General features: G+C 31.3%; 13 protein-coding genes. 8 read left to right on the top strand and 5 right to left on the bottom strand.

The features are described 5' to 3' along the window. Positions 1–159: 159 nt before the first annotated feature. On the top strand, positions 160–684 hold the full coding sequence (locus FUA26_RS01530) for a hypothetical protein (protein ID WP_147130731.1): 525 nt from the start codon (positions 160–162) through the stop codon (positions 682–684). A 32-nt stretch (positions 685–716) separates the two neighbouring features. Here FUA26_RS01530 and FUA26_RS01535 read toward each other — a convergent pair whose 3' ends face one another. Together FUA26_RS01535 and FUA26_RS01540 are read right to left on the bottom strand one after the other, a co-directional pair. Further along, positions 717–1,433, bottom strand: a complete 717-nt coding sequence (locus tag FUA26_RS01535) for a hypothetical protein (protein WP_147130733.1) — start codon at positions 1,431–1,433, stop codon at positions 717–719. 106 nt (positions 1,434–1,539) lie between these two features. Further along, positions 1,540–2,148, bottom strand: coding sequence for an acyl carrier protein phosphodiesterase (locus FUA26_RS01540; RefSeq protein WP_147130735.1), 609 nt, complete (start codon positions 2,146–2,148; stop codon positions 1,540–1,542). A gap of 131 nt (positions 2,149–2,279) precedes the next feature. Between FUA26_RS01540 and glmM the strand changes: the two genes are divergently transcribed. Further along, on the top strand, positions 2,280–3,668 hold the full coding sequence (gene glmM / locus FUA26_RS01545) for a phosphoglucosamine mutase (RefSeq protein ID WP_147130737.1): 1,389 nt from the start codon (positions 2,280–2,282) through the stop codon (positions 3,666–3,668). 102 nt (positions 3,669–3,770) lie between these two features. Then, positions 3,771–5,303: a sulfatase family protein gene (locus tag FUA26_RS01550; protein ID WP_147130739.1), complete on the top strand. Its 1,533-nt coding sequence runs from the start codon at positions 3,771–3,773 to the stop codon at positions 5,301–5,303. Here the strand turns inward: FUA26_RS01550 and FUA26_RS01555 are convergent, their stop codons facing one another. Beyond that, a complete protein-coding gene (locus FUA26_RS01555; protein WP_147130741.1) occupies positions 5,304–6,185 on the bottom strand; it encodes a lysophospholipid acyltransferase family protein in 882 nt (293 codons plus the stop codon). A gap of 85 nt (positions 6,186–6,270) precedes the next feature. Between FUA26_RS01555 and FUA26_RS01560 the strand changes: the two genes are divergently transcribed. The 4 genes from FUA26_RS01560 (at position 6,271) to cmk (ending at position 11,461) form a co-directional block, all read left to right on the top strand. Continuing rightward, entirely contained in the window at positions 6,271–6,918 is a 648-nt protein-coding gene (locus tag FUA26_RS01560; RefSeq protein WP_147130743.1) for a rhomboid family intramembrane serine protease, read from the top strand. A gap of 180 nt (positions 6,919–7,098) precedes the next feature. Beyond that, the gene (gene lon, locus FUA26_RS01565; RefSeq protein ID WP_147130745.1) at positions 7,099–9,549 is read left to right on the top strand and encodes an endopeptidase La; all 2,451 of its coding nucleotides are present in this window, start codon (positions 7,099–7,101) and stop codon (positions 9,547–9,549) included. Between the two features lie 124 nt (positions 9,550–9,673). Further along, positions 9,674–10,693: a type IX secretion system protein PorQ gene (porQ, locus tag FUA26_RS01570; protein WP_147130747.1), complete on the top strand. Its 1,020-nt coding sequence runs from the start codon at positions 9,674–9,676 to the stop codon at positions 10,691–10,693. Between the two features lie 72 nt (positions 10,694–10,765). Then, positions 10,766–11,461, top strand: coding sequence for a (d)CMP kinase (gene cmk, locus FUA26_RS01575; RefSeq protein ID WP_147130749.1), 696 nt, complete (start codon positions 10,766–10,768; stop codon positions 11,459–11,461). 53 nt (positions 11,462–11,514) lie between these two features. Here the strand turns inward: cmk and FUA26_RS01580 are convergent, their stop codons facing one another. Together FUA26_RS01580 and FUA26_RS01585 are read right to left on the bottom strand one after the other, a co-directional pair. Next, positions 11,515–12,669: a carboxypeptidase-like regulatory domain-containing protein gene (locus tag FUA26_RS01580; RefSeq protein WP_147130751.1), complete on the bottom strand. Its 1,155-nt coding sequence runs from the start codon at positions 12,667–12,669 to the stop codon at positions 11,515–11,517. 127 nt (positions 12,670–12,796) lie between these two features. Then, complete coding sequence (locus FUA26_RS01585) at positions 12,797–13,177, bottom strand: LysM peptidoglycan-binding domain-containing protein (protein ID WP_147130753.1); 381 nt, start codon at positions 13,175–13,177, stop codon at positions 12,797–12,799. Between the two features lie 328 nt (positions 13,178–13,505). On the opposite strand from FUA26_RS01585, the gene rpsA reads away from it, so the two are divergent. Then, positions 13,506–15,341, top strand: coding sequence for a 30S ribosomal protein S1 (gene rpsA / locus FUA26_RS01590; protein ID WP_147130755.1), 1,836 nt, complete (start codon positions 13,506–13,508; stop codon positions 15,339–15,341). Positions 15,342–15,466: the final 125 nt, after the last annotated feature.

A 15,466-nucleotide genomic window follows, 5' to 3' on the forward strand; every position in this document is an offset into this window, starting at 1 on the left:
AAACCACCTAAATTAAGGGGTTGTTATTTTAATGTTATTTTTAAAAATTTAACGTTTTATTAAGAAATTAAAAAGCGTTAAAATAAAGTACTAACTATTTTGCTATTATAAAGGTTATTTTATTTTTGATGTTACATTTTGAACTAAATACATAGATATATGAAATTATTAGGAATTGGCTCTAGAATAAACCATGCTGAATACGGAAAAGGAGTAATAACCAATGTTACATCACAACATTATTGGGTTACATTTATTGAAAATGGATTAGAAACTATTGATTTAAATAGTGATTTTGATGTTATTGAAGCAGCGCATGATGATGTTGATACTGTTAGTTTTTTAGATGTTGAAACAAGCTTGGTTAATATTTTAAAGAAATGGAGTGACGCTACCGAAGTTGTTGCAATTGCCGATAAGTACAAAGGAGGAACACTTATTTTACAACCAGCTGATGATAGTTTAAAACCTTATGAGTTACCTATTGATAAATTTTTTCATAAAATAACAATGGTTAGAGATAGATTGCGTGTTATGGAACAACGCATAAATGCTAGTGATTTAGATGCACAACAAAAAGTAGACTTGCAACAGTACATTACAAGAATTTACGGTAGTTTAACCAGTTTTAATGTGCTTTTTAAATCTGATACCCACAAGTTTGTTGGCCAAAAAAGTAAATAATAAATTGTTTTAAAAGTAAAATAGCTATTGTTTTATTTAACACCAACAATATCGGTAATTTCAATACCAAGAATTAGTAATTTATGAAAGGTTGGTACTTGTGCACCACTTTGCGTAGTAGTCCAATTTGCCCATGAGGCTTCTAAACCATCAATTGGTAAAATAGAGGTCCACATTTTAAAAGCTTTAGGTTTACCATTTGTGTCAAGTAGCCAAAGGTAAGAATCACCAGGTGTACTACCGCCTTTTGTGTAAGTTACTAACAAGCCTTTTTCATTATTAGGTAGTGTTACAAGTTTACGTTGCACACCTTCGTCAAATACTTTGTAGGGTGCAAATACCCAAAAAGAATCATTATTATAGTATTTAACAGCTTTTTCAATGAGTTCTTCAGCTAAATCGCCATCAACCTTAAAACTATGTACAAAAGCACTGTGGTTTTCTGGGTTGTTTAAATTTAAAACAACCTTATACTCTTGCCACATTACAGTACATTCATTTAGGGCTTTATTCCATTTATAATGGTGCCTTTTTTTAAATGTCCATTCAAAATTAGCAGTATTTTTATAGGCATCATAATTTAATGCCTCTAGCATTTTGTTTGCAAGGGCATCGGCTTTAATGCCTTGGGTTCCTTGTGGTAAATCTTCATTATATTTAAAATATAAAAAACCAAAAAGAAGCAAAGTTGGTAGGGTAAAAAATATAATTACCCCAAATATAATTTTAAAAACTTTTTTTAATTTCACTGTAGAATAGGGAGTTAGGTGATTTCGTTTGTAATACTAATTTATTAAATACATTTCATTTGTAAAAAGAAATAAGATAAAAGGACAATTTAAAGGTGTTAAAAAGCTAGCTAATATTTTCAAATTGTAGTGATATTTCTTCAAGTTTGTTTTCAGCAAAAACAATTAATTCTTTAAAAAACAATGTGAATTCTACTTCAAATTCAGCATAAAATAAATTTAGTTCAATGATGGCTTCGTTCATTTTAGCTCTGTTTTTTGTGCGCTTATTCATGCCGTTTAAAACCTTAGCAATGCCATTAGTGGTTTGGTAGCTTAATAACCAATTGTCTGTAATTAAGTAAGGCATCATGTTTTTTATGCGGCTTGGTAGCAATTCATAATGTTTATTTAAATTATTGTAAAATTTAGTGGTATAAACATCAAGTGGTGTGTTTGAATAATTACTCCAGTTTTTAGCCAAGAAATGATCGTATAAAATATCTACAATAATACCAGAATACAACCCATATTTTTTTTGAAGCTTCTTTTTACTTGTTTTTACAGTTTTGTGTGTATCAGTAAAAAAATCAATTTGTCTATGCAATAAAATACCAATTTGTATCTCTTTTGGGTAAGTTGTGTATTTTTTACCTTTAATACTATCGGCCATAAAATTGCCAATTTGTATTAGGGTATTGTTGCCAGATAGGTAGATGTGGGCTAAATAATTCATTTTTGAAAATTACAAATAATTACCTTAATAAATTACGTAACCTCACGTAAATATGTTGTTCTTATTTTTTTAAGTTTAATTAAAATACAAGCTAAAAAAATTATGTACGTTTGCAAAAACTACTAATAATTATGACATTAATAAAATCAATATCAGGAATTAGAGGCACAATTGGTGGTGCAGTTGGCGAAAATTTAACTCCAATAGATGCTGTTAAATTTGCAGCGGCTTATGGTGCGTGGGTTAAACAAAACAGAAAAAAAGACAACTACACAGTGGTTGTTGGTAGAGATGCAAGAATTTCTGGTAAAATGATACAGAATTTGGTAATGAACACCTTAATAGGTCAAGGTATTAATGTGGTTAATTTAGGATTATCTACAACACCTACCGTTGAAGTTGCAGTGCCAATGGAACATGCCGATGGTGGTATAATATTAACAGCAAGCCATAACCCAAAACAATGGAATGCGTTAAAATTACTAAATGAAAAAGGTGAATTTTTAGATGCTGAAGAAGGTGCTAAAATATTAGAATTAGCAGAAAGTAATACCACAGATTTTGCTAACGTTGATAGTTTAGGAAAAATCACTAAAAATGATGCTTATATAGATTTACATATTATTGAAGTGCTAGATTTACCTTTAGTAACCGTAAAACCTATTGAAGAAGCTAATTTTAGAGTGGTTGTTGATGGTGTAAACTCAACCGGTGGTATAGCAATTCCGCTACTTTTAGAGCGTTTAGGTGTTGAAGTTATTAAATTGTATTGTGAACCAAACGGACATTTTCCGCATAACCCTGAACCTTTAAAAGAACATTTAACCGATTTATCTGAGGCTGTAAAAAAACACAATGCCGATTTTGGTATAGTAGTAGATCCTGATGTAGATAGATTAGCCTTTATGGATGAAAATGGCAATATGTTTGGTGAAGAATATACTTTAGTAGCCTGTGCAGATTACGTATTGAGTAAAACACCAGGAAACACAGTAAGCAACATGAGTTCTACCAGAGCTTTACGCGATGTAACTGAAAAACACGGAGGCACCTATGAAGCAAGTGCTGTAGGCGAAGTAAATGTTGTTAAATTAATGAAAAAGAATAATGTAGTTATTGGTGGCGAAGGTAACGGTGGTATCATTTACCCATCATCTCACTATGGGCGCGATGCACTTGTTGGTGTGGCGCTATTTTTAAGTTTATTAGCTGAAAAGAAAATGACGGTTAGTGAGCTAAGAAACACATACCCTAACTATTTTATGAGTAAAAAGAAAATTGAATTAACACCAGAATTAGATGTTGATGCTGTTTTAAAAACTATAGAAAACAGATATCAAAATGAACAACTAACAACCATTGATGGGGTAAAAATAGATTTTCCTGAAAACTGGGTACATTTAAGAAAAAGTAACACTGAGCCTATTATTAGAATTTATACCGAAGCAAAATCACAAGATGAAGCCGATGCCTTAGCTAATAAATTTATTACAGAACTTAGTGATATTGCTGGTATTTAAAATACTACATTAGTAAAATAATATCGAAATTATGTAAATATTGGTCGTTTGTATAAACGGCCTTTTTTTATGGTTAAATTTACCTAAACCATCAATATTACCATGACATTAAAAAACTACTTATTTTACGTTCTAGCTTGTTTTACAATTGTATTTACATCGTGTAATTCAAAAAAAAATACATCACAAAAAACTGAAAAACCAAACATAGTTTTAATAATTGCAGATGATGTTAGTTGGGATGATACACAACCTTACGGGCACCCAAGTGTAAAAACACCACATTTAAATAAAATGGCTAATGAAGGCATGCTTTTTAAAGAAGCATTTTTAACAACAAGTTCTTGTAGCCCAAGCAGAACAAGTATTGTTTCAGGCTTATATCCGCACAACACTGATGCCGAACAATTGTCATGGCCATTACCAGAAAATAAAAACACGTTTGTACAGGCTTTAAAAAATGCAGGGTATTGGACAGGTTTAGCAGGTAAATATCATATGGGAGATCCTGTAAGAGATGATTTTGATACACTTTTAGAAATGCAATGGATAGACGCGCCAATTGGTTTAGATAGACGTTTAAAAGGAGATGGCAGTGGTTGCGATGAATGGATTAAACTTTTAAAAGAAAGACCAAAAGACAAACCATTTTTTACGTGGTTAGCTTCTTTTGATGCTCACCGTCCGTTTTATGAGGGTATTAGTGATAATCCTTACAGTCCAGATGATGCTGTAATTCCTCCATACATGCCAGAAACTGAAGCTACAAAAAAAGATTTTGCCCTATATTATGATGAAATTTCTAGAATGGATGATTACATTGGTAAAGTAATGGCAGAACTTGAAAAACAAGGCGTTGCTGAAAACACCGTTGTATTATTTATTTCAGATAACGGTAGAGCTTTTCCAAGAGATAAAACAACCTTGTATGATGGTGGTATAAAAACACCATGGATAATTAAATGGCCAGCTAAAATTAAACCAGGTACTGTAAATACCAATTTAGTAAGCTCAGTTGATATTGCGCCAACATTTTTAGAAATAGCAGGTTTAAAAGCATTGCCTGAATTTGAAGGTGTTAATCTACTACCAACACTTATTGATACAAGCAAAAAAGTAAGAGATTATGTGTATGCTGAAGATCATTTTCATGATTTTGAAGATTATACACGTGCTGTTAGAACCAGCAAATATAAGTACATTAAAAATTATTATCCAGATTTACCAAACACGCCATCTGCAGATATTATTAGAGATTTAACATGGAAAAGCATGAAGGAAGAGCGCAATAAAGGTACTTTAACCAAAGCACAAATGCATTGTTTTGAAATACCAAGGCCAGAAGAAGAACTTTATGATATTGAAAAAGACCCTTATGAGTTGCATAATTTAGCGCAGAATAACGATTATGATTTTGTTTTAAATGAAATGCGTATGAAATTAAAAACCATGCGTGAAACCACAAACGATTTTTTACCAACACAAAGAACACCAGACGATTTTGTTAGGGAAACAGGGTATCCTACAAAATACAGAATACGCCCAAGACCATCAAAAGCAGTGTACATGAAGGCAAGAGAAGAAGGGCGTGTATTAATGAATCCAAATTTTGAAGATACAACCCCCAAAAAATAATTATTTAGGTTTTTTGTGGCTATGTTTCCAGCGTTTGTGTGTCCAAAAATAGTAAGCAGGTTGCTTGTATATTTGTTGTTCTAATTCGGCTAAAAACAAATCGGTAAGCGCGTAGTCTGGGTATTTTTTTGAATCTTCAGCAAGCGTAATAACTTCGGCTTCATAATGCCCGCGTTTTACTTTGTTTATTTTTAAATAAGCTGTAGTAAAATCTAGTTTTTTAGCCAAACGTTCGGCACCCGTAAAACAAGGCACATCAATACCCATAAATTTACCCCAATAAACTTCTTTGGTTACTCGTGGAGATTGATCACTTAAAAAAGCAGTTATAGTTTTGGTGCCTGCATTTTCTAATTGGGTAATTCTGTTAATAGTTTGTTTGGTGCTTATTAATTCGGTATTATATTTACCTCTAATAGATCTAACAAGCTTATCAAAATATTTGTTAGCCAAAGGTTTATAAACACCAAGTCCTTTAAAGTTAATATACTTTTCTACTACTAAAGACCATTCCCAACTAGCATAATGTCCGTATAAAACTATAATACTTTTATTTAAATTTTCAAGGTTTTTTAACGCTTCAGGGTTTTTAATAGCAAATCGTTTTTTTAAATCTTTTTCAGAAATAGACATTGTTTTAGCCATTTCTAAAAACATATCGCAAAGGTGTTTGTAAAAAGCTTTTCTTATAGAAACTATTTCTTTTTCAGATTTATCAGGAAAAACAAGCTTTAAGTTGTTGGTTACTACTTTTTTTCTGTAACTAAAAACATGATAAAGCAACACATAAACAGCATCTGAAATTAAATACAGCAATTTAAAAGGTAACTTAGAAATAAACCATAATAGCGGATAAACAATAATATAAATTATAAATTGCATGAATTAATTTTAGATTTGTAGCCGCAAAAGTACATGTTTTTACAAAATAAAAATATGGTATTTTAATTTTAAACGTTAACTCAATATGAATTTAGATATAATAACAATTGTAATAATTGCAGCCAATGTAGTAGTATCATTAAAAGGTTTTAATGATTATGGTTTTTTAGATAAATATAAGTTTCACGTTGGAGGCATACAACGTGGAGAGCAAATACGCATGTTTAGCTCTGGTTTTTTACACGTAGATATGCAACATTTGCTTTTTAACATGATAACATTATTCTTTTTTGCTAACATTGTTATAGATTTTTTAGGTAATGGTGGTTTTATTTTAGTGTATTTAGGTAGTTTAATTTTAGGTAATTTATTATCACTTTATTTTCATAAAAACGAATATCATTACAGTGCTGTAGGTGCAAGCGGCGCAGTAACAGGTGTTTTATATGCTGCCATTTTACTAAGACCAGAAATGAGTTTGTACATGTTTTTTATTCCAATACCAATTCCTGCATATGTTTTTGGTATTGGTTATTTATTATATTCAATTTATGGCATGAAAACACGTTTAGGCAACATTGGTCATGATGCGCATTTTGGTGGTGCTATTGGTGGTTATATATTAACATTATTTATGGCATCATGGTTGTTTGAGCGTAACTTACTCATGGTAATATTATTGGCTGTACCAATTGTATTGCTATTTGTTTTAAAACGCGCAGGTAAACTTTAGTACTTCAAAAAAAAGTTTTATATCTACATGTAATTAATGGCATAAGTATTGACTTTATTATAATGAAATATCAACCATTATATTGTTAATGTGTTGATATTTAAAAGATTAATAGTTTTTAGTAATCAAAAAAAAAGTAGTGAGTATGTTTTATTATGACATATTGACTTAAAAATATATATGAAAAAATCTAACTTTATAACGCTTGACAGTTTGTCATTTCAGGAATTTGATGAAAACTCAGAGTTAATTCCGTTAATGACACCCGAAGATGAAGAGGCTATAAATAATGAAGAGTTGCCAGAAACGCTTCCTATTTTATCTTTAAGAAACACCGTTTTGTTTCCTGGTGTAGTTATACCAATTACAGCAGGAAGAGACAAATCTATAAAACTAATAAATGATGCCAACAAAGGCAGTAAAGTTATTGGTGTTGTGGCTCAAAAAGATGAATCTGTTGAAAACCCTTCAGCAAAAGACATTCACGAAACAGGCACTGTAGCTCGTATTTTACGTGTTTTGAAAATGCCCGATGGCAACGTAACCGTTATTATTCAAGGAAAAAAACGCTTTAAGGTAGCCGAAGTTTTAACAGAAGCCCCTTACATGAATGCTACTATTAGAGATTTACCCGAAGCTAAACCAGCCAAAAACAATCAAGAGTTTACTGCTATAATTGAATCAATTAAAGATTTAGCTTTAGAAATCATAAAAGAAAGTCCAAATATTCCTAGTGAGGCCTCTTTCGCCATAAAAAATATTGAAAGCAATTCGTTTTTGGTAAATTTTGTGTCTTCAAACATGAATTTATCTGTTGCTGAAAAGCAAGTTCTTTTAGAAATGAACGATTTAAAGCAACGAGCCTTAGCTACATTAAAGCATATGAATGTAGAGTACCAAAGGCTAGAGCTTAAAAATGATATTCAGTCTAAGGTTCAAATGGATATGAGCCAGCAGCAGCGCGAGTATTTCTTACACCAACAAATTAAAACTATTCAAGAAGAATTAGGCGGTGTAAGTCATGATGAAGAAATTGAAGAAATGAAAGCTAAAGCCCAAGAAAAACATTGGGATGAAAAAGTAGCTAAACACTTTGAAAAGGAAATAGCTAAATTACAGCGTATGAATCCGCAGGTAGCAGAGTATTCAATTCAACGCAATTATTTAGAATTGTTTTTAGATCTACCTTGGAATGAATTTAGCAAAGATAAATTCGATTTAAAACGTGCTAAAAAGATACTAGACAGAGATCATTATGGTTTAGATGATGTAAAAAAACGCATTATTGAATATTTAGCGGTTTTAAAGCTACGAAATGATATGAAATCGCCAATTTTATGTCTTTATGGTCCTCCAGGAGTTGGTAAAACATCCTTAGGAAAATCTATTGCCGAAGCTTTAGGGCGTGAGTATGTTAGAATTTCTTTGGGAGGTTTGCGTGATGAAGCTGAAATTAGAGGACATAGAAAAACATATATAGGTGCAATGCCCGGGCGTATCATTCAAAGTTTAAAAAAGGCAGGCACATCAAACCCTGTGTTTGTTTTAGATGAAATTGATAAACTATCAAATTCGCATCAAGGAGATCCTTCTTCAGCAATGTTAGAAGTTTTAGACCCTGAACAAAATAATGAGTTTTATGATAACTTTTTAGAAATGGGGTATGATCTTTCAAAAGTTATGTTTATTGCCACCTCAAACAGTTTAGCAACCATACAACCTGCGTTGTTAGACCGTATGGAAATTATAAATGTAACAGGTTATACTATTGAAGAAAAAGTAGAAATTGGTAAACGTCATTTACTTCCAAAGCAATTAAAAGAACATGGTTTAAATACCGATAACCTTAAAATAGGAAAACCACAATTAGAAAAAATTGTTGAAGGTTATACCAGAGAATCAGGTGTACGTGGTTTAGATAAGCAAATAGCTAAAATGGTGCGTTTTGCAGCAAAAAATATAGCTATGGAAGAAGATTACAACATAAAAGTAACTAATGAAGATGTTATTGATGTATTAGGAAGCCCTAAATTAGAGCGTGATAAATACGAAAATAATAATGTTGCCGGTGTTGTAACTGGTTTAGCCTGGACACGTGTTGGAGGCGATATTTTGTTTATTGAATCTATTTTATCTAAAGGAAAAGGCGCTTTAACAATTACGGGTAACCTTGGTAAAGTCATGAAAGAATCTGCCACTATAGCCATGGAATATATAAAATCTCACGCTGATGAATTTGGTATAAATCCTGAGGTTTTTGATAAGTATAACGTGCATATTCACGTGCCAGAAGGAGCTACTCCAAAAGATGGGCCAAGTGCAGGTGTAACCATGTTAACATCATTAATCTCATTATTCACACAACGTAAAGTAAAAAAGAGTATCGCCATGACAGGTGAAATTACATTACGTGGTAAAGTACTACCAGTTGGTGGTATAAAAGAGAAAATTTTAGCAGCAAAACGCGCTAGAATTAAAGAAATTTTACTTTGTGAAGATAACAAACGCGACATTGAAGAAATAAAAGCCGAATATTTAAAAGGTTTAACATTTCATTACGTGCAAGATATGAGCGATGTTATTAAAATAGCACTTACAAATCAAAAAGTAAAAAATGCTAAAAAACTTTAAATAAAAATACATAATGTTAAAAATGTCATTTTAAACACCCAGTTTACAATGACATTTTTTTATGAAATAAAAAAAACATAGTATCGTTTTTAAGATAGATTTACGTTATTTGTACAGTAAATATATGTTTAGAAAAATTATCACGTTTTATTGTTTGTGTTTTTGCCCCATAATTTTTGCACAAATTGGGGGTGAACATACGTACCAATTTCTAAACTTAATAACTTCTCCAAGGCAAGCCGCTTTAGGCGGTAAAGTACTAACAAACGTAGATTATGATGTTACGCAGGCCTTATTTAACCCTGCAACAATTAATATAGAAATGGATAACCAATTAGCTGTAAATTACACCAATTATTTAGGTGGTATAAGTTATGGTACCGCTGCATATGCTTATACTTTAGACAGAAGAACCCAAACATTTCACGCAGGTGTAACATACATTAATTATGGCTCTTTTGATGGTTATGATGAACAAGGAAATGCTACTGGTACATTTTCTGGTGGTGAAGCTGCTTTATCGTTTGGTTATGCTCGTCAAATTGGATATTCAGATTTTTATTTAGGTGGAAACATAAAGTTGATAAGTTCAAAACTAGAACAATATACATCATTTGGAGCAGCAGTTGATGTTGGCTTACTATATATAAATGAGTATTTAGATTTTAATGCTGCCTTAGTTATTAGAAATTTTGGAACCCAAATAACAACATATGCAGGTTTAAAAGAACGTTTACCTTTTGAAGTAAGTTTGGGTTTATCGCAAAAGTTAGAAAATGTTCCTATTCGTTGGCATGTAACTTTTGAAAACTTACAACAATGGCCTATTGCAAGTTCTAACCCGGCAAGAATTACTAGCGATTTAAACGGAAACCAATCTGATGAAAAAGTTGGCTTCTTAGGTCAAGTTATTAGGCATACCATTTTAGGTGCTGAATTGTTTCCAGAAGGCGGATTTAACATTAGGTTAGGCTATAATTTTAGAAGAGGAGAGGAGTTGCGTATTGTAGATCAGCGCAATTTTTCAGGATTATCAGCAGGTATTTCTATCAAAATGAATAAAATGCGTTTTAGTTATACACATGCAAAATACACAAGTGCTGCAAATTCAAACTTCTTTGGTTTGCAAATAGACTTAAATTAATAAGTTTACTTTACACGCTTTAGTTATTAATTTCTGTAAAATTGAAGTATTTTTGCGCTTCAAACTATAAAAATGAATAAAATAACCATTGCCATTGATGGGGTCTCATCAACCGGAAAAAGTACTATAGCTAAACAAATAGCCAAATATTTAGGATACATTTATGTAGATTCTGGTGCAATGTATAGAGCTGTTACACTATACGCCATGCAAAATGGTTTAATTACTACCAATGATTTTAATGTTGAAGCTTTAATTTACCAGTTAAAAAATGTTGAAATTAGTTTTAAATACAATGAAGCGTTAGGTTTTGCTGAAGTGTATTTAAATGGCAGTAATGTAGAACGAAGTATTAGAACCTTAGAAGTATCAGGTTTTGTTAGTAAAGTAGCTGCAGTATCTGAAGTCAGACAAAAATTAGTAGCAATTCAGCAACAATTAGGCAAAGATAAAGGCGTTGTTATGGATGGGCGAGATATTGGTACTGTTGTGTTTCCAAATGCAGAATTAAAAATTTTTATGACAGCATCTGCCGAAACTAGAGCGCAAAGGCGTTACAAAGAGTTAACAGATAGAGGTGATAAAATTACTTATGAAAGTGTTCTTAAAAATGTACAAGAGCGCGATTATTTAGATTCTACAAGAAAAGACTCTCCGTTAATAAAAGCAGATGATGCTATTGAAATAGACAACTCTACACTGTCTTTAAATGAACAATTTGATAAGGTGTTGGGCTTGGTAAAAATGACTTTAGAAGACACGGAATGAACATAAAAAAGCGCTTTATTAATAAAGCGCTTTTTTTGTGAAATTATCTAAAATTATTTTTCGTTAACTAATTCATATTGTTTTTCTAAAGGTACACCATAGGCTGCTTCTAAACCTTCACGAATACTTTTATAAAATTTAGTATCAGGTGGTAAACTTAAATTATTCCAAAAATTGGCATTATAAGGTAAATCAATTAAATGCGCATCAACGTTTATTCCGTAAGGAACAACTTTAATATTCTTTTTATCTGTAATAACATTATATAAGAATGCTTCGCCTTTAAAATGAGAGTTTATAACTGGTGTGTTCCAATACTCTTTAGGTATACGGTCTTTTGATAAGTGCCAATCATGCTTATAATAACTTAAAACTAGTTTTTCGTTTTTATAATTTTTGTAAACAAATAATGTATTACCACGTTCAATTCTATAAATTTTAAACGTATCAACACCTATGAATAATTTTATTTTTTCCCATTTTTTTTTGGGGTTTTGCCCTTCAAGAATTACCACATCTTCACCTTCATATGATGAATCTCCAATTTTTTTCCAAATAAATTTTTTTATGTTTCTAGCATGCCCAGAATCATTTGGTCTTATAGGGTTAATGTGTGCTACAACATTAATTTGATGCCAATTATGTTTAGGTTTCCATATACGATAATCGGCAGATTTTCTACTTTCAGCAACTTCAACTTCACCAAAGTAAAAAGCTGGACCTCGGTCTTTTACTTTTATATAATTTTCAACTAAAAGTTTAGCTTGATCTCCTTCTGTAACGGCAGTTCTAAATAAAAACTCCAATTGATGTGTTTTACTTATAGTATTCTCTTTTAGTTTTTTTAATGCATTAACAACATAGTTGCTGGGTATTAGTAGTGTAACTTCATTTAATTCGGTAACGGTTTCTTTTAAGATGATTTCTTTTTTTTCCAATTTTAAAAAATCTTCTACCTTTATTTTGAAGGGATCATAACCTAAACTAGAAATAGATAAAGAATCCTGAAGTTCATTTTGTGTTATAAAAAAAGAAAACTCACCATCTTCAGTACTTGCTGTTCCTATGTATTTTTCTACAATACCAACAGCCACAAAGGGTACGGGTTCATTAAATTCATCTAAAATAATACCTTTTATTTCTATTTTTTGCTGTGCTATTAAAGTAAAAGGTAGTAATAGGAATAGGTATGTAATTTTTTTAATCATAAATAATTTAGTTTTTTAGTTTTCTTTAATAGGAGTTTTAGGAATGAAAAATGCGTGCTTAAAAATACTTTCAAAACACGCACTTTAGTAAAACTAATGTTTTTTTATGTACAATAAAAGTACTTTATTATAGGTTGGGTATAATTAATTCTTGGTCTGGGTGAATTACATCTGGGTTTTTTAAAATATCAGAGTTAGCTTCAAAAATTTCTTTGTATTTCATGGCATCTTTGTAGTAATGCTTAGCTATTTTGCCTAAAGTTTCACCACTTTTTACTGTGTGTCTGTGGTACACAGTTTCGTCGGCTACTTTAATATCAGCCATAATATCTGCAGGGTTTTCACCACCAATTTCTTTTATTTTATCCCAAATTAAGTTCTTTTCGTACTGGGTATTTGCTGTTCCCCACACCTTAAGAACATCACCTTCAATTTGTACGTCTCCGTTTTGAATGTTTAAAGATTCTCCTAAATCTAAAACGTCTTGGTATTTTGCTTTTACTGCCATGTTTAAAATTTTATGTTAATGTTAAGGTTAAATATAATTAAATTTATTAGGTATAAACTAATTTAAAATTTATGTTTTCATTAATTGAGACACATGTTTTAGTTATTAGTCACAAAAAATATTATAACTTCATTTTTAGGTATTTAGGTTAAAAATGTTTATTTTTGCACTCCTTTTAGCAAATTATGAAAAGATAAAAGGGCTGAAACACTAGTAAAATTAACACTTCTGTGTGTTATTTGCTTAATTCTTTTCAAGCATACAGAATACAAATTGCAATGTGTATTTATTTACAATATAAAAAATAATACCATTGTTTACTTATTAAATGGCTGAAGAAGCAAAAAATCCTGAAGTTGAAACTCAAGAAACTTCAACTGTAAAAGAAGCTCCAGTAGTATCTGAAGCACAAGCTAATCCTGAAAAATTTTTAAAAGAGTTTAACTGGCACAATTATCAAGAAGGTATTGATGAAGTTGATGGTAAACAACTTGAAGAATTTGAAAAATTAGTAGCTGAAAACTTTGTAGACACTTTAAATGATGAAGTTGTTGAAGGTAAAGTTGTACACATTTCAGATAGAGATGCAATTATTGATATCAACGCAAAATCTGAAGGTGTAATTTCATTAAACGAGTTTCGCTACAACCCTAACTTAGCAGTTGGTGATAAAGTAGAAGTATTAATTGATGTACGTGAAGATGCTACAGGTCAATTAGTATTATCTCACAGAAAAGCAAGAGTAATTAAAGCATGGGACCGCGTAAATGCAGCACATGACTCTGGTGAAATTGTTAACGGTTTTGTAAAATGCAGAACTAAAGGTGGTATGATTGTAGATGTATTTGGCATTGAAGCATTCTTACCAGGATCTCAAATTGATGTGAAGCCAATTAGAGATTACGATCAGTACGTAAACAAAACAATGGAATTCAAGGTTGTAAAAATTAACCACGAATTTAAAAACGTTGTTGTTTCTCATAAAGCACTTATTGAGGCTGATATTGAAGAACAAAAGAAAGAAATTATTGGTCAGTTAGAAAAAGGTCAAGTATTAGAAGGTGTTGTTAAAAACGTAACATCTTACGGTGTATTTATTGATCTTGGTGGTGTAGATGGATTAATTCACATTACAGACCTTTCTTGGTCTAGAATTAACCACCCTAACGAAATTGTTGAGTTAGACCAAAAACTTAATGTTGTAATTCTTGATTTTGATGAAGATAAATCTAGAATCCAATTAGGTTTAAAACAATTAAGCAAACACCCTTGGGAAGCATTAGCTGAAGAGGTTAAAGTTGGTGATAAAGTAAAAGGTAAAGTAGTTGTAATTGCAGATTACGGTGCATTTATTGAAGTTGCCGATGGTGTTGAAGGTTTAATTCACGTTTCTGAAATGTCATGGTCAACACACTTACGTTCAGCACAAGATTTCGTTTCTGTAGGAGATGAAGTTGAAGCAGTTATCTTAACTTTAGATAGAGAAGAACGTAAAATGTCTTTAGGCATTAAGCAATTAACTCCAGACCCATGGACTGACATTACTGAAAAATACCCATTAGGCTCTAAACACACAGGTGTTGTACGTAACTTTACAAACTTTGGTGTATTTGTTGAATTAGAAGAAGGTATTGATGGATTAATTTATATCTCTGATTTATCTTGGACTAAGAAAATTAAACACCCAAGTGAATTCTGTGCTGTTGGAGACAAATTAGATGTTGTTGTTTTAGAGTTAGATGTTGAAGGACGTAAACTATCTTTAGGACATAAACAAACAACTGATAATCCTTGGGATAAATACGAAACTGAATTTGCTTTAGATACTACACACTCTGGCGCAATTGAAGAGTTAGTAGATAAAGGAGCAACTGTTAAATTTAACGAAGATATAGTAGCGTTTGTACCTGCTAGACACTTAGAAAAAGAAGACGGTAGTAAATTATCTAAAGGAGAAACTGCTGATTTCAAAATTATTGAATTCAATAAAGAGTTTAAACGTGTTGTAGCATCGCATACAGCAATTTTTAGAGAAGAAGAAGCTAAAAACGTAAAAGCTGCTGCTAAAAAAGCTGCTGCTGCTGCTGCTGAAGCAAAACCAACTTTAGGTGATGCTAATGATGCTTTACAAGCTCTTAAAGATAAATTAGACGGTAAAGCTTAATAATAGCTTTTCATTTTTCGTGAAAACGAAAATCTATTCAAATACTAAAAAGCCTTCAAGAAATTGAAGGCTTTTTCATTTTATAAACATCAAACTTCTTAAGCAATATAATCTTTCAACTTCTA

This window comes from Seonamhaeicola algicola (assembly GCF_007997385.1).
GTDB lineage: Bacteria > Bacteroidota > Bacteroidia > Flavobacteriales > Flavobacteriaceae > Seonamhaeicola > Seonamhaeicola algicola.

What these genes read in the sequence shown, in the direction of transcription:
- FUA26_RS01555 (WP_147130741.1), bottom strand. Translation starts at nt 6,185, where the DNA reads ATGCAATTTATAATTTATATTATTGTTTATCCGCTATTATGGTTTATT.
- FUA26_RS01560 (WP_147130743.1), top strand. Translation starts at nt 6,271, where the DNA reads ATGAATTTAGATATAATAACAATTGTAATAATTGCAGCCAATGTAGTA.
- FUA26_RS01530 (WP_147130731.1), top strand. Translation starts at nt 160, where the DNA reads ATGAAATTATTAGGAATTGGCTCTAGAATAAACCATGCTGAATACGGA.
- FUA26_RS01540 (WP_147130735.1), bottom strand. Translation starts at nt 2,148, where the DNA reads ATGAATTATTTAGCCCACATCTACCTATCTGGCAACAATACCCTAATA.
- glmM (WP_147130737.1), top strand. Translation starts at nt 2,280, where the DNA reads ATGACATTAATAAAATCAATATCAGGAATTAGAGGCACAATTGGTGGT.
- FUA26_RS01550 (WP_147130739.1), top strand. Translation starts at nt 3,771, where the DNA reads ATGACATTAAAAAACTACTTATTTTACGTTCTAGCTTGTTTTACAATT.
- FUA26_RS01580 (WP_147130751.1), bottom strand. Translation starts at nt 12,669, where the DNA reads ATGATTAAAAAAATTACATACCTATTCCTATTACTACCTTTTACTTTA.
- porQ (WP_147130747.1), top strand. Translation starts at nt 9,674, where the DNA reads ATGTTTAGAAAAATTATCACGTTTTATTGTTTGTGTTTTTGCCCCATA.
- cmk (WP_147130749.1), top strand. Translation starts at nt 10,766, where the DNA reads ATGAATAAAATAACCATTGCCATTGATGGGGTCTCATCAACCGGAAAA.
- lon (WP_147130745.1), top strand. Translation starts at nt 7,099, where the DNA reads ATGAAAAAATCTAACTTTATAACGCTTGACAGTTTGTCATTTCAGGAA.
- rpsA (WP_147130755.1), top strand. Translation starts at nt 13,506, where the DNA reads ATGGCTGAAGAAGCAAAAAATCCTGAAGTTGAAACTCAAGAAACTTCA.
- FUA26_RS01585 (WP_147130753.1), bottom strand. Translation starts at nt 13,177, where the DNA reads ATGGCAGTAAAAGCAAAATACCAAGACGTTTTAGATTTAGGAGAATCT.